Origin of the sequence: Desulfosporosinus acididurans (genome assembly GCF_001029285.1) — a bacterium.
GTDB classification, from domain to species: Bacteria; Bacillota; Desulfitobacteriia; order Desulfitobacteriales; family Desulfitobacteriaceae; genus Desulfosporosinus; species Desulfosporosinus acididurans.
In genome coordinates, this window is sequence record NZ_LDZY01000003.1 from 17,803 (window position 1) to 39,888 (window position 22,086).

The window sequence follows — 22,086 nt, forward strand, 5'->3', positions numbered from 1 at the left end:
ACCCGCTGCCAAAAAAGGAGGGGAAGATGATTAAATTCTTCACAAAAAAATCTAAGCCAACTAATCACAATCAGCCATACAGCACCAACAAGCACAAATTTCGCCTGGTCTCCTGCACTATTGCCCTTATATGCGGTTTAGCCGTTATAAGCAATCTGGTTCCCTTTCATTCCCTTGTGGCCCAGGCCGCTCCTGCTGATTCCATCACAGATCGAATCTACGGCAATACCCTCTATGATACTGCCATCGAAATCTCCAAAGCCGGATGGGATCAAGCTCCTGTTGCTGTCCTCGCTACAGGGCAAAACTTCCCGGATGCGCTCACAGGATCTGTCTTGGCGCATAAAGTAAATGGACCCCTGCTGCTTACAGAATCCGATCATTTAGATCCTGCTGTTTTAAGCGAGCTGAAACGACTGGGGACAAAAAATGTCTATCTTCTCGGCGGAACCGTTGCTCTAAGCAGTTCTATCGAGCAAACCCTGATAGATCAGGGGATTACGCCGACACGTCTCGCTGGGACGGATCAATATGGAACTGCTGCAGCGATTGCCGGTGTGGCAACTCCGACCTCGGACCAAGCTTTCATCGTTAATGGTGAACATTTTCCCGATGCGTTAAGTATTTCTTCTTATGCGGCGGCTCACGGGATACCAATTTTACTTACGCGTCCGGATTCCTTACCTTCAGACACCGCCTCAGCTCTTGCCAAAATGGGAGTCCGGCAGGTTACTCTGATCGGCGGAACAGCTGTTATTCAGAAAACCATAGAAGACCAGCTGGCGAAACTCCCGCAGCCGGTCACTGTTACCGCCCGTTATGCAGGATATGATCAGTACGAAACAAATAGTATCGTTCTAAATCAGCTTCCCTTTGACAGTTCCAAAGTCTATGTTGCCACAGGCGAAAATTTCCCCGATGCCTTAGCAGGTGCGGCCCTCGCGGCAAAAACCAATTCGCCGATCTTTTTGTTTCCTTCAAAACCATTAGCTTCTTATACATCCGCTTATCTCGATCAAAAACGATCATCGGGCACTGCCTTTACGATTCTTGGGGGGTGGGGCGTGATTAATTACAAGATGGAAAGTATCCTGCGTACAGGAGTTATACAGCCACGAATTTCCTTGCAGTTTACTCAAGGCGGGCTCAGCGGAGCAACGGGAATGCTCAGCCAGCTCCAATCAATCCCTTCACCGGCTACCGATTATGCAGACCTGATTGGGCCGAGCTGGTATTACCTTGATGACGCGGCCAATGGCAATGTAACCGGGGGCTGGGATGCCACCCCGGGAAACTATACTCAATTCACAAGCGCCGTCCATGCCCGCGATCTTAAGGTTCTTCCCGTAATTCAGTCAAGCTGGGCGTCTCCAAAAACCGTAGACACGGTCTTGTCTTCAGCAGCAACTCGGGCAGCCTTGGAAAACAAGATTATCGCTTTAATCCAAAGCACTAACTCTGACGGAATTGTCATCGACTTTGAACTTATCAGCGACAGTACAGGACCCTATCTTACGCAGTTTATGCAAGAACTCTATGCTAAACTTCATCCTCTGAACAAGTTGGTCATTGAAGCGGTTATGGCTCGCACAGGCTCCGAGTCTTGGCTGACAGAATTTAATTACGCTGCGTTAGCGCAAAACGTGGATTATCTGGATGTTATGACCTATGACTACAGCCATTCAACTCCCGGGCCTATTGCACCCCTTGATTGGATGAACAAGGTTATGGAATACACTAAAGGTCAAGGTGTTGATATGCATAAAGTACTCCTCGGTATACCTTACTACGGCAACGACTGGTGGACTACGGGCAGCGGAAGTGACGCCACCTATCAGCGAAAAGCCGGCGGTATGGCCGAACTTGAGGCTTTAGCGCAAGGCCCCGTTCAGAGAGATTCCTCTCAAATCCCTTATTTCAATTACACGGATTCATCCGGCAACCATACTGTTTATTACGACGATGCTCAAAGCTGGAATGCCAAACTGTCCCTGCTCAACCAATATGGACTTGGCGGAATCGGAGCCTGGTCACTCAACTGGTCACTTAATCCTGCAAGCTCCAACGCCATATTCCCGCTCCTCAAGCAATATTTGCGCTAAGAGAAAAGCCGCCACTAATTTACTGAATAAAATAGTGGCGGCTTTTTGGGGCAAAATTCGAGTACATATTTGCAGTGAACTCGTTCAGCTTCTGTTTATTGTTTATAATATTTCTCCGGATTTGTGTATTAAATCTCATTTTGTCGAGGATGACGAACTAGGAGAATTTCAATTTCATCTTTTTCAAGCCGATAGAAAACTTTGTACGGCCCAGATTTTCCAATAGATAATAGTAGTAATTTAAGGTTAATGGGGTATCCTTCAATAACTACATCTTTTCCAGGAATATATATAGAAAAGTCTTGTCGTTGAAAATACTCATTGATGTATCTCCTCAAGAATGCTGCCATAGGTCTAAGTTCTATTTCTCGTCTCCATTTATCTAATGATATGAGTGAATCAACCGCTGATCTTCTCCAGTGGATTTTCATAAAGAACCTAACGCTTTATCAATTTCTGAATCAGAAAGAATCGGGTTATCTCCTTCTAAAGCCTCTAATAGCAGTCGCTTTTCCTCGTCATCAGTTACTTCGTAAACATTAGCATCATTATTGTCCGGATATTGTTCGACTTCGAATAATAAAAATTTCCGGTTACCAATTTCAAAATAAGATGAACCTGAATTAACTGCTTCAAGGATGTCCTTATTTTCGATTTTAGTTGCTTTCAAACTATCAATCTCCTCTCCCAAACAAAGGATTGAGATAATTATATCATGATTTGCTGGATTGTCCCCAAAAAATTATTGCTCGGGCCAGATCCTGCTCATCATTGAGTTAAGGATGATGGCCAAGCTCACCTTAAACATATAGTACCCGCTTTTGAAGGGGGTGATTGATGAGCTGCCTGAAATACGAGCGTCCATTTCCACCGAGACTTCTATAACCCGTATGCCGTTTTTGACCAAGGTTACAATGGCATCGGGTTCCGGGTAGTCTGTTGAATAATGGGCCGAGACCATACGCAGGGCTCTCTGGTTATAGGCACGAAATCCCGAGGTCGGGTCCGTGTATTTCCGGCGCACAACGGACTGGATCGTTTTACTTAAAAGATAGATTCCCATGCGCCGGGACCGGGAGGATTTATAGGCCGTTTTGCTCAAAAAACGCGATCCTATGGTAACATCAGCTCTGTCCTTGAGAATGGGCTCGATCAATTTATCAATCTCTTCGGCTCTGTGCTGCCCGTCTCCATCTACTTGCAGGGCAGCATCATAGTGGTTTCTAACGGCATAGAGAAACCCCGTTTGTACAGCTCCCCCGATTCCCAAATTCACAGGCAGGGAAATGACCTTTGCCCCATGTCTGCGGGCAACCTCCGCCGTTTGATCTGTCGATCCGTCATCGATAACCAGAACATCCAGCCAAGAGGATACTTTTTTTAGATTGTCTACTACGGTACCGATATTCCGGGCCTCATTCAAGGCCGGAACAATCGCTATTATTCGTTGCATACCTTCGTTTTACACGTCCTTATGCGGACTCGTTTCCGCTGCTTGTTTCCGCTTCCCAGTTTGCGGGGATTTTGTCTGAGGGCTCTGCTGCAAATTTCTTAAATCGTCTTCAAGTAAAGCAATTCTCTGCACCAAAACACGATTCGTGGAACTCAATCTAGATATCTCCAGAGAAAAATGGACACAAAGAATAAAGACCAAAACCCCGAAGATTACGAAAATCGCGGAGGGTGCGTAGTAAATCCCCATGAGGTTCGCCAAATACTCGATCCCGTTTCTCCACAAGGATAAGAAGATCATGCCAAAGCCCGCAACAATCCAAATTAAGGAATATTCAACGGCCAGACGACGCTGGCGAACTTGTTCGATAATAAACCCTGTGACCAAAATGCTCATAATGAGTACGACGATTTGGACACGCGTCATCGTTTATGCCAACCTCCTAGGGGCTCTTCCCGGTCTCCGCAGCAGCTTCCCGGCTCCTTGAAGGAGCAGAACAAAACCCAGGGACCCCACCAAAATCATTGCCGGCATCACCGGCAGGCGATAGCGTCCTCCTGAAACAACTGTGATCATACTCACGATAAAGCTGTAGTAAAGTATATAAAGCAAAAGAAAACTGTATTTCTTCAACCAAATAATACTTAAGATTATTCCGCTTAAGCCTAAAAGCAGATACCACTTATCAAGGAAGGCCCCTTTCATTTTATAGGCCTGCCCTTCTTCGGGGCTTACGGGCTGCCAAAACAGGTTCTTTTCTTTGGCAAAAGTGCGCTCCAAGAACAACACTGGATGGCTGACGATATAGGAGACACCCAGACTCTTATACTCTTTTTCCTGCTCCAGGAGAGGAAGTTTATCGATCCTTGCTTTGACTGCCGGGTCATAGCTGGGTTGATCCATGACGAAATAACTGTTTGTAATCGTTCGAGGGTTATTCCCTAAATAAAACTCATAAGAACCGTAATTGGAAACGGCTATAAACTGATGATATTTCAACTCATTACGTATCCACCAGGGGCTCATGACTACAACGGTCATGAAGAGAATCAGCATAAAATCCCGCAGCGCCTGCTTCAGCCGCCAGCCTTTCATCCAGAATATCCAAAATCCCAGAACAGGGAAATAGAGCAAGAGCAAGGGACGAACAAGATTGGAAACTCCTATCATCGCTCCCAAAATCAAAAGAGTTGTTAGTTTGGGCCGGCTGATTTCGCGGGCATAGCGCACTGAATAATACAGAAACAGCCAAATGGCCAAAACATACGTCGTTTCTGTCAAGACATACATCCCCCAGAACGCGAACAAGGGGTAACCAAGTGTCAAGACGTAAGGTATCCAACCATACCTCTTACCAAACAGAAGCTCACCGGTCTTGAAAGCAAGTACCGCGCTGGCTGCTCCAAGCACACCATGGAGAACCATAACCACCATTGCGTAACTTTTAAAACCAAAAACTCCATAGATTAAGGCTAAAAGCAGGGGATACACAGGTCCTATCACATAGTCACGCGTCTTAGGAAAAGCTTGGACAACATGATTAACACCTTCCGCAAAATTCGCCGTATTCATCAGGCCTTTGCCCTGGAGAAAGTTCTCAGCGATATTAGAGTAAAGATAGCCATCCGGAGAGATAAAATAGCGTACAGGATAGGATTTTATATATAGAAGCTCAATGCCTAAGGCTATGAAGAACAGGAGGCCTGTTATCCATAGCCTTTTATATTGCTGTGCCAATGAATCAAACCCCCGTGTTCTATTTCATAGAATTAAGAAGACGTCAGCAGACTTTCTAAAGTCTGCTCAGTAGAAGTTGAGATAACTCCTGTTCCGCCGAGTATATAAGCCTTCGTTGTTTTTCCGCTTTGGGCCTTCAGGTAGGCCTTTGTATCAGCGTTTAAGCTCCCTTGCGGAATTAAGAGCAAGGGGCTTCCCGTAACGGCGGCAAAGGCTCCTCCTGCTAATCCGTCCGGAAACGTTTCGCCCGTCGCAATAACTAAAGTTGTTGGGTCTTGTTGAAAATAGTTTACAATCTTAATCATCGTATCATATTTTGTCTCCCCAGCCAAGCGCACCGGCCCATAGTTCTCCAAGGGACCGCCCTTGCTGTCAAAGGCTGTGGAAACGGCGTATTCCCCGCCGACGATAATCGTTTTCGTTACTTTGTAATCTTGCAAAAGCTGCAGTGTTGAGTCAGGCAGCGTATTCCGTTCCGTCAGAAGGATAGGAATCCCCAAGGCAGCAGCCGGAGCCGAAGCAGATAAAGCATCAGGAAAACTCGTCGCCGAAGCAAGGATAACCTGCGTGCTGGGTCCCATTCTGCTGGCAATTGCCGCAGCAGTATCGGCAGCGGAATTCCCAAAAATACGTTCATAGGGCAAATTAGCCTGGGTCAGGGCATCCGTCACTTTTGGGCTGATGGCAGCTTCTCCCCCGATAACAAATACTTTTGTCCCTGCGCCCAAGCGTTTCAATTCCTGTAAGACATTGCTCTCCAGTTGGTCAGGGGCTGTTAGAAGGAGGGGTGCCTTTAATTTTCTGGCCAGCGGGGCTGCCGCCAGAGCATCCTGGAAGCGGTCCACCCGGGCCAGAAGAACAACAGGGGCAGAGTTATCGGCCCAGCCTTCTTGGGAGATCTTAATTGCCGTATCTTCGGCACGAGTCCCGTAAAGACGGGTTATTGCCGCACCCGCAGGCTGTGGCGGCGCAGGCGAAGTCGGAGTTGAACCCGATGTTGAGCCGGGAGTCGAGCCTGAAGTTGAACCTGAGGTTGAACCTGAACTAGACCCCGAAGTTGAGCCTGAGGTTGAACCTGAAGACGGAGTCGTTCCAGAGCTTGATGAACCCGAGCCGCCGGCTGCCTGATAACCGGTTTGAGCACGTTGTGTAAGAGCGGCATCTAAACCAGGGCCTTGCAAAACTGTTTGATAGTAACCCGCCGCAGTAGCTTTATCATCTGTTGTCCCTTCAAGGACCAGTTTATCGGCTTCGTCCAATAGCTTATTATAGGCAGTAGGAAGACCGTTGTCTGCCCGCTGAACAAGATCTGCATCAACACTGGAGCCTTGTAAAACTGTCTCATAGTCTTGAACCGCGCTTTCAACTCCTGAAGCATCTCCCGTCTGAACCAAGTTGTCGGCTTCATCCAGTAATTTCCCCAAGGCATTCTTTAAACCTGTGGCAGCCTGGGAAGCAGTATCTTGATTCAAACTTGGTCCTTGAAGAACCGTCCAATAATATTTGGCAGCAGTGGCATCGGAGGAATCCTTCCCTTCCTGCACGAGGGAATCGGCTTCAGCCAGAAGATTAGTTTGCGCACTTTGGATTTTCTGTGTAACTACGGTTTTATCGGTAATCGCGGAGCTGTCATAGGCCGTATTATAAAAACCCAGGGCATAGTAGGAGGCCCAGCGGGCATAGTTGAACCAATAATCTCCATTCGCAGCATCACCACCGCTTCCGCCGCCCGTCGCAAGCAATTGATCCTGATCAATCTTCAAGTCACCGGTATGTGTTTCCGCCGGTGTGCTGTAACGACTGGAATTATTAGGCGGATTGACAGAAGGCAGGAGGTTCGCCGGGTACGTGGCGGCCCCGGGTGCAAAGGTAACTGCACTGTTGTATTCTTGACCCATGAGGCTGAAGATCGAATCCTGATAGGCCGGAGTTCCTGTCCTAAAATTAGGGTTGTTGCGTGAGCCCCAGTTGTTGTAGGCCCAGACGGCAAAATACCAGTTTTCCAGAACATTGCGGTCGCCGTTGCCAATTTTAGGCGCGGCCCGCCATTTTTGATTAAGTAATTGACAGCCTGTTTCTATGTTATAGTCAATATCGTTTTTCAGTTTGTCAATCGTCGCTGTATCGGTCGAACTGTAACTCGAGATTTGCATAATCCCGATTCCTATACCGTCCTTCCCAATTAAGGGATGGTCAAGCATGGGCTGTCCCGAATCATCGAGCTCATATTGCCTCCAGCCGCTTTCCATCCAAGCAATGGCTTTCAAAAGTACCGGAGGGATATTATATTTGTTTGCCCAGTAATCAAGTTTTTGCCCGATTTCAGTGTAATATGCTGTATTATCTACTGCTGCCGAAGCTGTCCTGACCGGTACCAGCTGCATAAAAAAGAGTGCGACCATAAAAATGGCCAATAACCTTTTGTATCGGCGCCAAAACATTTCCTTCTTCCCCTTCCAACCCTAATTCTTGTTTCTTTACTCATATATTCGACAAGAATTAGGGCAGTCCTCCCGTGGGGGAAAAAACTCCATTATAAGCTTACAAGCAAAAAGCGCAGAGAATGATATTATTTTAATAAAAATTGCCTTAGTCCGGTGAAATTCCGTACTAAGGCAACAAACTATTTTCTTCAGCCAATCGCTGAATCTCTTCTCTAAAAGCGGGGAACGATACGAGCATACTATTGTTTTGTTCTAACCGATCGAACGCAAAAAGCTTACCGAAGAATCAGTACTTTCCTCCACAATCCAGCCATCTTTCTTGTAGAAGCGGATGGCACGATCGTTCCAGGGAAGCGTTGACAGACCAACTTTCTTAAAGCCCTCTTGCTTCATTTGCGAACAGAAATGTCCGGTTAATTGATTAGCAATTCCCAAGCCTCGAAAGTTGGGAGCAACACCTATGGCCAGGATTCTAGCCGAAGCAAACAAGCTGCGTTCCGAAGGAATTTGGCTATCTTTTGCTTGAAGGCAAAAAAGTGATTTGAAGGCCTCCGAAACATAGTTCATTCTATCTCTAATATGTTTTCTGACATAATCATCTCTAGCGTAGCGAAGCAGAACTAAGACAACCAGCTTCCAAAAATTTTGCCTGTAAAATTGGGAAAAAGGACGCCCGTTAATTGTCCCAAAGACAAAACCAACGATTCTACCCTTGTTTTTGGCAACATACCCATAGTTGGTAGGAGAATTCATAAATTGGGCACAGAAGGGTCTCAAAAATCTCTGACCCATATGGCCTAAGAAATGATCGCCAAACACTTCCTCATACAATTGAGCGACTTCAGGAATATGATAGGGACTTAATGGTTCGACCTCAATTTCCGACGAATAATGAGGTTCTTTATTTAACACCGGTAAGAACACTCCTTACGTTTGTTTGCAGATTTGACCTTATTTTCTAGAAATAGCATGCCCATTAACAGAATTAATAACCGTAAGTTAACCAGCAGTGAACTCGTTGGGGGACTCTACCCCCACCGAAGCAGAGTACGGGGAACCCACTCCCACTTGAAGAAGTGGGAGTCTTACGATTGGATCAATAAGGTAAATCATTGGAGTCGGGTAACTTACATATCTAAATATAGCAAGAAGTTCTTAGAATTTAATGTCCCTTTTGTGATGATTCTATGATATCTTCTTAAGGCCAGAGAATGAAATTCCAGCACAGGAAAATAAAGAAAGGTGAGGCAGCGAAGTAATGTCTTCGCTGCCTCACCTTTCAGTTGCGGTGTATTTAATCATCGGAGCTGTTTTATCCCGTTTTTAAGACCCCTGCTTCTATAAGTGAGTCCTTCGTTCACTAGCGTCCGTTCGCCTGTTTTCACCTCCGGTTTCTGGTCTTAGTAAGCTCCTTTGCCACTGAAAACTACAAAAACCGTTTGCCAGAGGATTTTTAAATCCAGCCAAAAACTCCAGGTTCGAACATACTCTAAGTCATAGTTCATGGTTTCACCTAAGGTTAATTCACTGCGGCCGTTGATTTGGGCCAGTCCCGTGACTCCGGGCAGGACATTAAGCCTTTGCCGCTGCTGGGGCGTATAAAGTTTGGCGATTTCCGGAACCTCTGGCCGCGGACCAACGAGACTCATGTTACCCAGCAGAATGTTTAACAATTGAGGCAGTTCGTCTAAACTGGTTTTTCTGAGAAACCGCCCGCTGCGGGTGATTCGCGGATCATCTTTCTCCTGAAATACAAATCCTTCGAGATCCTTAACCTGGGCCAATTTGTCTTTGATTAGGGCGTCGGCATTCTGGACCATGGTGCGAAACTTGTAAATCGTATACGGCTTACCCTGTAAACCCACCCTGGTCTGAGTGAATACGGCAGGCCCCTCGGAATCTGAGCGTATCCAGAGGACGATGAGCAGCCAAAAGGGTGATATAAGTACAAGAAGAAATAAAGCGACCACAAAATCTAACAACCGTTTTAAAACAAGCTGCCACTGAGGATAGGTCACCCTAAGGCTCTCTACGGATGCCGAGGATCGCTGATTCATCGTAACGTCTCCCTCCTAGTCAAGGACAAAATCTATAGTATCAATTCTTTAATAACTATTTCTTACCTTTGGCTCATGAAGTATAATCCCGATCTTAACTATAGTCCAGTCTCAGTGTTTATTATTCTAGTCCAAAGTATTAATGCTTAGCTATTGTTTATATCCCAAGTATAGTTCACATGCCAAGTTCTTTGAGCCAATGGACAATTATTTGCCTCCAGGCATAATGCTCTTGCACAAACTTCCGTCCCAGTTTCCCCATTTCCAGCCGCTGCGGATTCTGCTTTAATTCCACAATCGCCCGGGCTAATTCAGCACTGTTTTCCGGTTCGACAACAACGCCGCCGCCGGAGGATAACACCAACTCGGCTGCTTCACCTTCTCCGGAATAGATCACCGGAACTTCCGAACCTAGAGCGGGAAACATTTTCGAAGGACGTGCCCCTGCAAATAGTTTATTCTTTTTTAGCGGAACAATACTTGCTGAAGCCAGAGAAAAATATCTTGGCATTTCCTGAACGGGCTGAAAATCAACAAAGCTTACATTCTGTAGGCCTTTTTCCTTGACTAAATCCTCCAGCATGGGTTTCTCCGTGCCGTCACCGACAAATAAAAAGCAAATCCCCGGCTCTTCTTGAAGGAGCTCCGCCGTTTTGATCACGGTTTCCAACCCCTGAGCGTAACCCATTGTCCCGGCGTAGATCAGAACAAAGTCATCCTTTTTAATTCCCAATTTCTGTGCCAGTGCTTCATCCCGTTCCCGCGGGGCAAAAAGATCCAAATTCACTCCGTTCGGTAAAAAAGTCACTTTATGGCTGGGTACACCTCGTTCCAGTAGCGAGGAACGTATTCCTTCCGTCTGACAGGATATTTTCCAGGACCGGCGGTAGAGCAGCTTTTCGAGCCATTCGGCGGCGCCAATCATCCAGCGGCTGTTGACCAGTCCCAGGGCCACCGCTGATTCCGGCCAGAGGTCTGAGATATTCATAATAATCTTGGTGCGGGTAAAGCGGCCATAGATTAAGGCTGTTATTCCCAGAAATAAAGGCGGTGATTCAAAGAACAAAATATCCTGTTTTCCGGCTTTGCTTAAGCCCCAAAAGGAGGAAAAAACGAAGGAAAAATAGTTCAGCAGACGTTTCCAAAAACGTCCCCGCTGAACGGGATAAATCCAGGTCCGCCAAAGGGGAATGCCATCGACCTCATCTTTCATGCGCCAATGCCCTTGATATTCGGGAGGAATGATACCGCTGGGATGGTTCGGGAAAGCTGTAACCACCGTCACTTGATGACCGTTGGCCTGCAGTCCCTTGGCAACTTCTTTAAGCCTAACTTGTGCTGCCCCGGACTCCGGCGGAAAATATTGTGTTAACATTAAAATACGCAATCGGAACGCCGCTCCTTTTTACTCCTCGGTAAATGTTCTACTCCATTTTAACATGACACGCCTGCTTAGCCAAAGGGGAGCTTTGATCAGGAGCGTTTGAGGAATTTCTTAATCGTATCACTGTGCTTGGCATAGACTGACCGTCCCACTTTTGCCGCTACGGTCCGGTTACGGTAGGCATAGAGATATTTGCGCTCTGTGCTGCCAAAGCTTTTCTTAAATTTGGCGATACTCGGAATGTTGGCACCTACCATATCATAGAGTTCAATCCCTAAGGCTTGGGCCCGTTTGAGATATTCCCACTGCACAAGGTTATTGGACATTAGTTTACTGTAGTCCCGATTAGATACCCCATCTAAATAATAGGCGACATTTTTGTCCCGGGGAAAAATACCGCCGGCGATAATTTTGCCCTCATAACGAGCCAGCAAAACGACTAAATCCCCTGTCGGATATAGTTTTTGCCAGAGAGCTGTGAAGTATTCCTTGGTAAACGGCGGCTCTTTATCCTGGCGGCGATAAACGCCGACTGAAAGCTCATAATAGGGGTCCAGCCATTCTGCCAACGTTGCCGGTGCAAAGACTTCGACACCGGATTTTTCTGCCTTGCGCACGGCGTTGCGGCAGCGCACTTCCAGGCCGGCCCATAATGTTTCCTCATCTTGGGGCATCGCCAGATCCAACGTCAATAATTCTTCGACGGTGTACCCCTGTGCTTCGAAACTATCTTTTCCCGCCATATCCGGGAGTCTAACCTCGACATAATCAATATGTTTCTTCATCAGATAATCTTCCAGGGCCGGGAGCACGTCTTGAAGCCTTACTGCTCCCCAAGGTCCGGCGTGAGGGGTTGCCGCTCCGGACAAGGCACTTCCGGCTAACTTTAAGAGACTCATCTTCCGTTCGGCCAAAGGAAGCAACCCTCTTAAAACCCCTTCGCCATCGAAAAGGCCCAGCCGCTCAACCTTTAAGCCAAAACCTATTTCGATAATATCCTGCCATTCCCAGCGGTGGAATAGTGATCCCTGAGGGATTCCTTTAAGGAAATCGTCCCATTCCTTACGCTCAATTGGCTGTATCGTTAAACTCACGTCTATTTCCACTCCCAACTTTACCCACCAACAGGTGTACCATCATACTCATGCTGAGCCAGATCATAGGATCTTCAAAAAACCGTGCTTCAGACTGTGAACTGATAAATATGGCAGCGATCCATAAAAAATAGCCGACACCCAACAGATAGTCTCTAGGAAAGCCTGACTTTCGGCTGACTGCTTCCTGTTTACCAGTGTTTTCTGTTGCAGCCTCAAGGTTGGCATTATTAAGATCAGTGCCCTTATAAAATTCAGGACGACTTACGCCGCTTTTACTTGCTTCGACTTGTCTGCTCCTGCGCAGGTTCCACAAGTTTCTAAAAATGGCCAGCCAAACTAAAGCCAAGGCTGTCAGTCCGACTATACCTAATTCCGCCGCAATGGTCAAGATAGTTGTGTGTGAGAGTGTTACCCCTTGTACATAAGGAATAACTGTCTTGTAGCTCGGGTAATTCGTTAAGAAAGATTTCTGAAATCCGCCTAAACCAACTCCGAATAGAGGGTGATCGTGAAACATGGCAAAGGAGACTCTAAAGAGATAGGCACGCTGCTCATCTAACGCTCCCAAGCCGTTGCGAATAGTCAAAATGCGGTTCCAGACCGTCGGCCTGAGGGCCGCAATCACCACTCCGATAATTCCCAGTACTCCAATGGGCTGAAGTATTCCTTTACGGGGAATAAGCAGGCACATTAGGATTAAAACAGCTACCAGGGTCACCACTCCGCTGCGGGATAAGGTAATGGCTAAGGCGCCTAATAAACCTATAAGTGTACCCAGGTAGAGAAATCGCTTGCGGGACTCCTGGCACATATATTGAAGCAGCAAATTAGCCACGATCCCTAAAACGAGATAGCGGGCAAATATGTTAGGATCGACAAAGGTCGCATTGACCCGGGCAATCATTCCCTCGGCTAAATATCCCCGCCACAGAAAATGCTTCGTTGCCCCTTCATAGATTGTCAGAGGAACCAGAGCCACTCCCATCCAATGAACAACCTTCAGCGGGAGCAGACCGGTACTCTTTTCTGCCAGCAGATAAACGCCTAAATACAGCAAAAACATGGTAATAAGCCGGACGACGCCCATGATCGTATCGGCTTTGCTGATCGTGTAGACAATGCTGAAAGCGCCGACCGCGATATAAATCAGCAAGGCAATGGTCATCGGATGCTTAAACAACTTCTTTAATTCCCGACGTTTCTCAGGGTCTCGCCCAAGAGACCAGAGGAGTGCGACTATAATCCCTACTGTAAACAGGCGGGCCAAACTGTTAATCTGGGAACCGATTCCCCCGAGAGGGGGAAACCACCTGATGGAGACATCTAAGGCAACGGCTCCGGCCAAAAAGGAGATTAAGGCGCTTGGTTTTTTCCAGCCGCAATAAACGACGACGGCCAGACTGAGAAGAAAAAAACACCATTGCAGAACCAGCATCACCGCGGTTCATCTCCTTCCACTTCTAAGGTTACCAGGGGTTGGGCCGGGATATCGATATACCCTTCGCCCGCCTCATAAGCAACAGAACATTCTTTGATCCTGCCTGGATCAAGATAAAGCCGGACTCGCAGAGGAGGCAGGGGAGTATCTGTTGGCCCATCATTGGCTTCTCCGCCAGGTTGAGTACAAAATACCTGCCATTTTGCTCCTTCCTTAGTCAAGGTCACTTCAGCTTCCCGTCTCAAACCAAACCATTTCAGCACCTGGCGCGGGATGGCAATCCAAGCACCGTCCTGCTTCCCTTCAGCGATCAGTTGTTCATAAACTTCTCCCCAAAAACGAGGCGCTGTAAAACTCTGGTTATGCCAAAGCAAGCTGACCGCTCCGCCGAAGCGCTTAGCCCAGGCCAAGACCGGTTTCGCTTGCTTGAAAGCATCTTCCCGTGTTAAATCAAGGTGTTCTTCGGCCAAAAGGGCTCCATCTTGAATATGTAAGGGTAATTCCCATAAAGTCTGGCAGTTCAAAGGATGATAAGGCTGAAGGGTTCCGGCTCGAAAACCTACAACTTCATTATAGCCAAAGGTAGCATCATATAAAAATCCACCCTCTTCCATGGCCTGGAAAGACGCTGGCGTCTCAAAATAGAGCCAGTGCATACGCACCCCCAGTTCCTTCTGTCCCGTCAGCTGCGAAATTCGCTTATACTCAGCTCTGGCCGCCGGGGCCGAATGCCAGGAATCGATACCATGAACTCCGGCTTCCCAGCCCTCTTCTTCCAGGCGGGTTATCGTTCTGCGGTGTTTAGCAGCATCATAAAAAGAGGCCCGATTGGCAGGAGCGTTCACTTCAGCCTCACCTTGGTTTTTGCCGTCTTGCAGCGCTTGCGGCAGCAGGCCGGGCTTACCCGGAAAAGGCATAAAATATAAGCTCGAGCGGACACTCAAGCGTTTTTCCAAATGGAGAAGCAGCGGTAAAGCCCTCTGCCAGACATCCTGGCCCATACCAAATTTCGCCGCCAAAGTGCGAACCATTTCCCAAAGGGTCTGGAGAAATTCCGAGGTCGTTACCTTGCCTGAGCGCCAACGTTTCCAGTTAACAAGGGAGCTGCGGTAAAAATAGCCTAAAAACGTGCGGGCAATGGGCATTTCCCTCAGACTTAAAATGTCAAGATCGTGAGTGAGGGTCATAATGTAAGCATTGCCCCAGGGCTTCGGCGGAAGTTCCAGATAGTTTTTGACTTCCCGGCGCAAAACACTGCGAAGTTCCTCAAGCATCAGATCGAGAGAAGGTTCCTCTACTCCTGCTTCCCTATAGTCCCGCCCCTCCATGAGTAAGCGTGTCCCCTCTTGGCCAAGATTAAAGGGCAAAGTTTCAAGACGAAGACCGGGATTTTTTCCTTGAACTGGTCCGCAGACAACAATCAAGGGGCTTGTTCCTGCTGATGGCGTTGTTTCAGCTGCTTTAAGATCTTCCAAAGAAATACCATCCACGATAACAACATCACAAGCTAAAAAAGTCTTAGTCTCAGTCCCAGTCTCGGTCTCAGCCTCTGCCTCAGTTTCAGTCTCGATTCCAGTCACAGACTCGGCCTTAGGCTCTCCTTGCCCCTCCCGGGCTTTTAGCCAAACAGGTGCAGGTATTCCCATCAAGGCAGTCAGCTCCTGATAGACTCTCTCTAACTCTTCGGCTACAAAAATCCCGATCTTTCCAAGTTCGTTACGGCTGCTCACCCAACTCACCTTCTTTGCTTTTCCAGAGCCGCTGCGATTTCTTCGCTGGCTCGGCCGTTTCCATAGAGATTCTCTTGATAAGGGGGTAAAGGATTCTGGCGATAACCGGCAACTGCGGCCGCAATCTTAGCAGCAGAAGCGCCTGTAAGGGTATTCCAGCCTATTTGCACTGTCTCTACCCATTCCGTTTCATCCCTCATGGTCACACAGGGCACCCGCCAGAGGTAAGCTTCCTTCTGAACTCCTCCTGAATCGGTAAGAATGAGCTCTGCTCCTTTTTCCAGAAGGACCATTTCTAAATAGCCCACGGGCTCAATCAGCTTAACATTTTCCGGAAGAGAGATATTGTGGTCCTGCAGAAGTTTTTTCGTACGGGGGTGAAGGGGAAGAATGATCTGTCCCTTAATCCGGGCGAAAGCTTCTACAATTCCTTGCAAGCGCTCAGGGTTATCCGTATTTTCGGCGCGGTGAACCGTAGCCAGAAGATACGATTTCTCCGGATAGCGCAAATTTTCTCCCAGCTGGCGATCTTCAGCCCTCCGGGCATGATAATAAAGAGCATCTGCCATGACATCCCCGGTGCGTACTACGCCTTCAGTCAATCCTTCCAGAGCCAAATTCTCCACAGCCCGGTCTGTGGGGCAGAAAAGTAAGGCTGACAGATGGTCTGTGAGGACACGATTGATTTCTTCGGGCATTTGCCGGTTATAACTGCGCAGCCCTGCCTCTACATGAGCAATCGGAATATGGAGTTTCGCAGCCGCCAAGGCCCCGGCCAAGGTCGAGTTCGTATCTCCGTACACTAAAACCCAATCCGGTTTTTCTTTCAGCAGGACCTCTTCGACTTTGGTTAACATTTCCCCGGTCTGGGCTCCGTGTTGTTTGGAGCCTACTCCCAGAAAATACTCCGGTTTGGGAATGCCTAATTCTTCAAAAAACACATCCGACATCTGATAATCGTAATGTTGTCCCGTGTGGACAATTTTCTCGTCATGGTTCTTCCGCAAAGCCGCGGAAAGGGGTGCCGCTTTAATAAACTGGGGCCGGGCACCGAGGACGGTAATTATTTTCATACTGTTTCTTACCTCAATTCTAATTTGATCCTAATTTCTTTAACAACTTAATTGTTACCTCATCTCTTCCAGACTTAAATGTTCCTTCTTATCTTTTAGACTTGAACACTTCTTCGAATTCAAAAAGTTAAAACAATATCCGAATATCCATCGTAACGTGAGTCCGTTTCTGTTTAGCTGGCAATTATTTATAGTGTTTCCTTTGCAGCCGTTTCATAAAGCCCGTCTTGCCTGACGCCAAACATAGCCGCCAATACGTTGAAAGTCGCGATCCAGGCTGATCAAAATTACGAGATAAATAATTCCTGCAATTCCTCCTGAAAGCAAGGGATGGAGATGACGCAGGAAATGAGCGACCGCCGCCATAACCGCAGACGCCAGAACAATAATCGGTAACTGCCGCCAGATGCGCACTTTATAGACTTTTAACCTTACAACGCCATAATACATGACAAAGATATACAGTTCCGTAATAAGTGTTGCCACACTGGCACCGTAAATTCCATAGCGGGGAATTGCGTAAAGGTTGATCCCGATATTTAAAAGGGCTGCTCCGCCCTGAATCCAAGCTCTCGTCCATTGGCGGTTGGTTGTTGTTAAAATATCACCTAAGGAGAAGCTCAGACATTCAAGCGCGAAAAACCAACATAGAATCATCATAATGGGAATTGTTTCCTGGTAGCGATAATGATAAAGCCAGGATAATAGAGGGTTAGCTAAAACAAAGAGCAGCACACTGCCCGGTATCCCCACGGCGCTGAGAACCTTAAAGATCTTTTCGATGGTTTCCCGGTGTTTATCGCGGCTCTCCACCCCGAGCTGAAACAAGATGGGATAAATCACACTGGTCAAAATGCCAGGGATAAATAAGAGTACGGCGATCAAGCGATAGGAGGCTGAATAAATCCCTATTTCCCGGTTAGAACTCATTAAGGTAAGCATGAACATGTCAATTTGAAAATAGACATATAAAAAAATAGCCGCGGCTCCAAAGGGCAGACCCTTTCTCAGCATCTTAACCAGAAGCCGTCCATTAAACTTAAGACGAATACTTCTTCTCAGGTGAATATAAAGCAAGATTGAAACGAGCAGGGTCGCGGCCAGTTGAGCAAAGGTAATCATCAAGACATTTCCTTTGCCTAAAACCACCATGATCGTCAGTAAACCGATGAGAAACGTCGATAAGAATTGGTACACTGCGGCATAATACATTTGCTGCTTAGCCTGAAAATAGTTATAAACCGAACTGTCTAAGGCATTTAGCGCACTGGCCACCCCAAAGACAATAACCATGTTCCTGATCGCTAAATCAAATTTGGCAGGCATCAGAATAAGCATGAGTGCATAAATAGCCAGTGAGGTAAATGTCTTAAAGGCCAAAGTGTTCCCCAAATAAAGGGGCAAAACACTCTCATCAACGGAGCCTTCCTGAACCATATAGTTGCTCAGGCCGAAATCTACAAAAAGGATAAACGTACTTACAAAGGCCAGGGCAGAATTATACTCCCCATAGATATCCGGTCCCAAATAACGGGTAACGGCAATGGCCACAACAGCCGTAATAGCTTTTGAAAGTACACTTGCCAGACTTAAGGCGGCAGCATTCTTAAGAACTAATCGTAGTTCCACTTAGGTTCACCTTTCTATTCAACCATTAATCAACCGTTTTATCCATAAACTTTTCTACGATCATCAGGTCGTTCGTACTCAAAGTGATAATTAAAACGCGCCCACGTCTTTAACCAATCATAAGTCTCCCACTTCTACAACTGGGAAGGGACAGCTTTAGCTGAACAAGTTCAATTTATTATTATCTAAAAACTCTATTTCGCCTTTTCATAAACAGCGAGAGTTTTCTCTGCATTGGAGAGCCAGGTAAATTCACGGGTCACAAGCTCCCTCCCTCGAATTCCCATGTCCTGTCGCCGCTGAGGATCTCTAAAAAGTTCCCGCACAGCAGCGGCAATCGCTTGAACATCCTTAGGGGGAACGGCTTTGCCGACATCGTTATGGTCTAGAATTTCAGCAATTCCCTCACCTTGAGTGCCTATAACCGGCTTTCCATGGGCCATGGCTTCAAGATAAACGACTCCGAAGGCTTCCTTCCAGCTTGGTAATATAAAAACGTCGCACCTGGACATCTCACGCATAGCCTCAGAATGGGGCAGACTCCCTAAGAAAACGACATGGTCTCTTAAGCCTAATTCCTCGGTGAGTGATTCTAACGTCTGACGTTCCGACCCATCACCCACAATCCGGTATTCCAAGTCAGGGAATTCCCGGATAAGCTCCGGCAGAGCCTGCAGGACGACAGCATGGCCTTTGTCAGGACGCAAGAAACCGACACTGAGAAGGCAATGGCGGCCGCCGATTTCTGTATTACGATCTGAAGCAGGCATTTCAGCCTGCCTTTCCTTATCGCTAGGACTTGAAACGACATCCTCCAGATCAACGCCATTGTAGATGACCTGATACTTGGCTAAATTATCTGCCCAGGTTTCCAAACCGTACTGAGTTTGAAGCTTTTGACTGACCAGGATCACCTGCGAGGCCCCTTTGAGAGTCTTTTTGACACTTTCCGCGCAGACGCGGCTCCGCTGCAAAGTATAAGCAAAGTCCTGGCCATGAATCGTGACCACAACGGGAAGATGGTACTTCTGGCCGAATGTTAAAGCGGCTGCTCCGTCAGGATGAGCCACATGAGCATGAATCACGTCGACACCTTGCCTGATCTGTTCGACAACTACCTTTTGCAGCCCCTGGGCAAAGGTTTGCGGATAATACTCAAAAAACAGGGAACGGGGAAATTCCAGCACACGAGGATGAAAAACAGGAAATCCATCGGGTTCCTCTAAAAAAGGAACAGACGGATATCCTCCCCATTTTCCCCGCCCCGACATAAAACCCGGCACCCATGGTACTGGAGCTACCACCCTTACTTCTGCGCCTAATTGAGTCAAGGCGGCAGCTTGTTGGCGGACAAAAATCCCCCCTAAAGGGGATACGGAATTCGGGTACATGTGAGACAAGATTAAAACACGCATCTTACAGCTTCCTCGCAGACAAAATTCTTTTATAAAGTCTGAGCAGTTTGCTTTGTTCTTTCTCCCAGGTATACTCGCGCTGAAAGGCGTCCCAGCCATTTTGACCATAGGTTAAGGATTCTGCAGGATTGTCAATGAAAGTACATATCGCTTGGGCCAGGCTCTCCGGATCACCAGGTTTGCAGAGCAGCCCGCACTGGTTTTGCTCAATAATTTCTTCAATATAGCCAAAACGCGAGCCTGCTACAGGCAATCCGGCAGCCATGTATTCTAAGAGCTTGACAGGAATCGCTTTGCGGTAATTCAGGGTGGGCAGCAAAGGGACTAAGGCTATGGAACTCTGGGCCAAGATTCCCGGAACCTGCTCATAAGGGACCTTGCCCCGCAGGTGAACGTTTCCCCGCTCTAACCAGGGGGTAAGATCAGAAAAGTCCGGTCCCAGATCTTCAGTTTCTGCCGGCCCTACTAATTCGCAGACGGCCTCAGGATGTTTTTCCCGAACTAAAGGCATCGCCCGCAGAATGATCTCCAAGCCTCTTTCCCGGTTAATTCCGCCGAGATATAAGATAACTGGAGGTTTGCTGCCTTCCGGCCGGGGAAATTGGAATTGCCGCTGCAAAGGATAATTATGCAGGATCTCCCCTTCGGGATTTTCCCGTTTAAAAAGTTCTGCCATATGATTGTTTACCGTAATAATACCGGCAAAAGAACGTGCTGCCCGTTTTTCAACTCGATCCACAGTTTTAGCCACAAATTTACGCATTGGTTTAGGCAGCCAGTAACGTGTAAGAAGACTGTCGCCGTAATATTCATGGACATCATAAATAACTGGTTTCCGATGTTTCCGGCTCAGGCGCAATCCTACGGGAATCAAATCCGGGTCATGGAAATGATAGATATCCGCCTTTTCCCGCAGGGCTGTTTGGTATAAAGATCTCAACCGCCAAATTCGGTCTGACCTGGAGGATAAGGGCGGAACAGCCTGAATCCTAATCCCTTCCTTAACCAAGGAGGTCGTGTATGGTGCAACAATGACCACTTCGTAACCTGCCTCAGCTAAGCTGCGGGCTTCCTTATGAAAAATTCGCTCATCAAAAGGAGAATGGGCCGTGGTTAATATGCAGACTTTCAATCGTTTTCCCCTTCTATCCTATAAATCAAACCCATAAACAAGGCAAAGAAAGTCATTAACTGAAGATTGTAAAATATCCCGGCAGTAATGTTGTAAATAAAGATTGCCCCTGTCGCAGCAACGTAGGCGATACCAAGCAATATTTTTGTTTCCCTCATGCCTTGTTCGGGACTTGAAAAATTGTAGAACCGGGCTTTCCAAAGAGCAGCTTTCAGAGGACGCAGAAATAGCCAGAGATAAAATACCAGCCCAATCACACCATAACGTCGGGTAATCAAGGCATATTCGTCATCCACCAACGTCGTCATGGTGGTTTTAGCTGTGCCCCAGCCTAAAATGGGAGATTCTTTAATATACTCAAAAGCATTTCCCGCTCGCAGAAGGTGGCCCTGTGCAGAAGTGCTTGTCTCCAAATTCGTTGCTTCATTAATTCGAGTGGTAAACCCGCGGGGCGAGGTAAAAAAGATTGCTAAGGTTAAAATAAGCAACGCGCCTACCTTTATAAGCATGTCCTTTTTCCACCGGAATTTAAACAAAGCCCAAAGACTTAAGAGTACGAGCACAAAGGCTGTTCCCAAAAGGGCCGTTCGAGAAATTGTCATAAAGATCAGTTTGATGGTCAATCCGACGGCAGCAAAGAGAAAGATTGACCTGGCACGTTCATTGTCTCGAAAATAAAACAGGGAGACAAATACCGTTAACGTAATGACGGAGAAAATTCCCATGACATTGGGATTGTCAAAAGTCCCTAAAACCCGAGGAGGATTGGCATTTACGAGATTGTCTAAATGTGACCGGGCAAAGAAAGGCGTCAGCCAGGCGTTGACATTGGCAATATTTAAAAACTGCCCCCAGGAAAGAAGGAGTATAAAGGCAAAGCCCACAAGAAAGATATTACGTAAAAGGCTGAATTCCCCTTCCTGCAAATCCAGAGAAACGGCCAATGTGGCAGCCAGATAGTATTTTGCCAGGGTAACCCCTTCCATGGCATCGCGGAGACCAAAAGGGGTCTTCAAAAAAATAAGCCCGAATAAATTCGATACAATCATCGATCCCAACAAGAGCAGGAAAACACCTGTAACTGCTCTCATCCCTCGAGCCTGCTCCTCATGATACGTTAATCCAAGGTCATACTCCGACGGAGTACGATGGATCAGTCCAATTACGATATTGAGGGCAAATACCCCGAAAATCAAGACATCGTCTACACGCACGCGGGGTAAACTCGAACGGATTTCTATTGAGGGCAAGATCATGGTCGATAACATGATTGCCAGAATAAGCAGCAATTTATTTGAGTTCTTGCGTGTAACTCCAATGTTCCAGAACATCTTTTTCCTCCTTGTTGCCTAACCTTTTACAAAGGCTGCGACCCTATTGTTACTATTCAATACT

General features: G+C 47.1%; 18 protein-coding genes. 1 reads left to right on the forward strand and 17 read right to left on the reverse strand.

Annotation, left to right across the window (positions count from 1 at the left end):
- Positions 1 to 26 precede the first annotated feature (26 nt).
- Positions 27 to 2,102: a cell wall-binding repeat-containing protein gene (locus tag DEAC_RS04005; RefSeq protein WP_083995889.1), complete on the forward strand. Its 2,076-nt coding sequence runs from the start codon at positions 27 to 29 to the stop codon at positions 2,100 to 2,102.
- Between the two features lie 128 nt (positions 2,103 to 2,230).
- Here DEAC_RS04005 and DEAC_RS23190 read toward each other — a convergent pair whose 3' ends face one another.
- The 17 genes from DEAC_RS23190 to DEAC_RS04090 form a co-directional block, all read right to left on the reverse strand.
- Positions 2,231 to 2,533, reverse strand: a complete 303-nt coding sequence (locus tag DEAC_RS23190; protein WP_152671347.1) for a hypothetical protein — start codon at positions 2,531 to 2,533, stop codon at positions 2,231 to 2,233.
- Positions 2,530 to 2,772: a hypothetical protein gene (locus DEAC_RS04015; protein ID WP_047808764.1), complete on the reverse strand. Its 243-nt coding sequence runs from the start codon at positions 2,770 to 2,772 to the stop codon at positions 2,530 to 2,532. Before DEAC_RS04015 ends, DEAC_RS23190 begins: the two co-directional genes overlap by 4 nt.
- 72 nt (positions 2,773 to 2,844) lie before the next feature.
- Entirely contained in the window at positions 2,845 to 3,555 is a 711-nt protein-coding gene (locus DEAC_RS04020) for a glycosyltransferase family 2 protein (protein ID WP_047808765.1), read from the reverse strand.
- A gap of 9 nt (positions 3,556 to 3,564) precedes the next feature.
- Positions 3,565 to 3,981 (reverse strand): DUF2304 domain-containing protein, encoded by a 417-nt coding sequence (locus tag DEAC_RS04025; RefSeq protein ID WP_047808766.1) that lies wholly within the window; start codon positions 3,979 to 3,981, stop codon positions 3,565 to 3,567.
- A 3-nt stretch (positions 3,982 to 3,984) separates the two neighbouring features.
- Entirely contained in the window at positions 3,985 to 5,292 is a 1,308-nt protein-coding gene (locus DEAC_RS04030; RefSeq protein ID WP_047808767.1) for an ArnT family glycosyltransferase, read from the reverse strand.
- A gap of 32 nt (positions 5,293 to 5,324) precedes the next feature.
- A complete protein-coding gene (locus DEAC_RS04035) occupies positions 5,325 to 7,733 on the reverse strand; it encodes a cell wall-binding repeat-containing protein (RefSeq protein WP_047808768.1) in 2,409 nt (802 codons plus the stop codon).
- Positions 7,734 to 7,988: 255 nt separating this feature from the next.
- Entirely contained in the window at positions 7,989 to 8,648 is a 660-nt protein-coding gene (locus DEAC_RS04040) for a GNAT family N-acetyltransferase (RefSeq protein ID WP_047808769.1), read from the reverse strand.
- Positions 8,649 to 9,136: 488 nt separating this feature from the next.
- Positions 9,137 to 9,793 carry a sugar transferase gene (locus tag DEAC_RS04045; protein ID WP_152671348.1) on the reverse strand — a complete coding sequence of 219 codons (657 nt, stop codon included), beginning with the start codon at positions 9,791 to 9,793 and terminating at the stop codon, positions 9,137 to 9,139.
- A gap of 175 nt (positions 9,794 to 9,968) precedes the next feature.
- Positions 9,969 to 11,180 carry a glycosyltransferase family 4 protein gene (locus DEAC_RS04050; protein ID WP_047808770.1) on the reverse strand — a complete coding sequence of 404 codons (1,212 nt, stop codon included), beginning with the start codon at positions 11,178 to 11,180 and terminating at the stop codon, positions 9,969 to 9,971.
- A gap of 86 nt (positions 11,181 to 11,266) precedes the next feature.
- Positions 11,267 to 12,271 carry a lipid II:glycine glycyltransferase FemX gene (locus DEAC_RS04055; RefSeq protein WP_047808771.1) on the reverse strand — a complete coding sequence of 335 codons (1,005 nt, stop codon included), beginning with the start codon at positions 12,269 to 12,271 and terminating at the stop codon, positions 11,267 to 11,269.
- Positions 12,246 to 13,712: an O-antigen ligase family protein gene (locus DEAC_RS04060; protein WP_242847068.1), complete on the reverse strand. Its 1,467-nt coding sequence runs from the start codon at positions 13,710 to 13,712 to the stop codon at positions 12,246 to 12,248. The genes DEAC_RS04055 and DEAC_RS04060 overlap by 26 nt, the downstream gene beginning before the upstream one ends.
- Positions 13,709 to 15,442 (reverse strand): polysaccharide deacetylase family protein, encoded by a 1,734-nt coding sequence (locus tag DEAC_RS04065; protein ID WP_047808773.1) that lies wholly within the window; start codon positions 15,440 to 15,442, stop codon positions 13,709 to 13,711. Before DEAC_RS04065 ends, DEAC_RS04060 begins: the two co-directional genes overlap by 4 nt.
- 5 nt (positions 15,443 to 15,447) lie before the next feature.
- On the reverse strand, positions 15,448 to 16,515 hold the full coding sequence (gene wecB / locus DEAC_RS04070) for a non-hydrolyzing UDP-N-acetylglucosamine 2-epimerase (RefSeq protein WP_047808774.1): 1,068 nt from the start codon (positions 16,513 to 16,515) through the stop codon (positions 15,448 to 15,450).
- 213 nt (positions 16,516 to 16,728) lie between these two features.
- The gene (locus DEAC_RS04075; RefSeq protein ID WP_047808775.1) at positions 16,729 to 18,144 is read right to left on the reverse strand and encodes a flippase; all 1,416 of its coding nucleotides are present in this window, start codon (positions 18,142 to 18,144) and stop codon (positions 16,729 to 16,731) included.
- Positions 18,145 to 18,338: 194 nt separating this feature from the next.
- On the reverse strand, positions 18,339 to 19,559 hold the full coding sequence (locus tag DEAC_RS04080; RefSeq protein ID WP_047808776.1) for a glycosyltransferase family 4 protein: 1,221 nt from the start codon (positions 19,557 to 19,559) through the stop codon (positions 18,339 to 18,341).
- Between the two features lies 1 nt (position 19,560).
- A complete protein-coding gene (locus tag DEAC_RS04085) occupies positions 19,561 to 20,691 on the reverse strand; it encodes a glycosyltransferase family 4 protein (protein ID WP_047808777.1) in 1,131 nt (376 codons plus the stop codon).
- Positions 20,688 to 22,022, reverse strand: a complete 1,335-nt coding sequence (locus DEAC_RS04090; RefSeq protein WP_047808778.1) for an O-antigen ligase family protein — start codon at positions 22,020 to 22,022, stop codon at positions 20,688 to 20,690. The genes DEAC_RS04085 and DEAC_RS04090 overlap by 4 nt, the downstream gene beginning before the upstream one ends.
- Between the last annotated feature and the right edge of the window lie 64 nt (positions 22,023 to 22,086).

Coding starts and splice junctions, on each gene's coding strand:
- DEAC_RS04005 (WP_083995889.1), top strand. CDS start 27: ATGATTAAATTCTTCACAAAAAAATCTAAGCCAACTAATCACAATCAG.
- DEAC_RS23190 (WP_152671347.1), bottom strand. CDS start 2,533: ATGAAAATCCACTGGAGAAGATCAGCGGTTGATTCACTCATATCATTA.
- DEAC_RS04020 (WP_047808765.1), bottom strand. CDS start 3,555: ATGCAACGAATAATAGCGATTGTTCCGGCCTTGAATGAGGCCCGGAAT.
- DEAC_RS04025 (WP_047808766.1), bottom strand. CDS start 3,981: ATGACGCGTGTCCAAATCGTCGTACTCATTATGAGCATTTTGGTCACA.
- DEAC_RS04035 (WP_047808768.1), bottom strand. CDS start 7,733: ATGTTTTGGCGCCGATACAAAAGGTTATTGGCCATTTTTATGGTCGCA.
- DEAC_RS04045 (WP_152671348.1), bottom strand. CDS start 9,793: ATGAATCAGCGATCCTCGGCATCCGTAGAGAGCCTTAGGGTGACCTAT.
- wecB (WP_047808774.1), bottom strand. CDS start 16,515: ATGAAAATAATTACCGTCCTCGGTGCCCGGCCCCAGTTTATTAAAGCG.
- DEAC_RS04080 (WP_047808776.1), bottom strand. CDS start 19,559: ATGCGTGTTTTAATCTTGTCTCACATGTACCCGAATTCCGTATCCCCT.
- DEAC_RS04090 (WP_047808778.1), bottom strand. CDS start 22,022: ATGTTCTGGAACATTGGAGTTACACGCAAGAACTCAAATAAATTGCTG.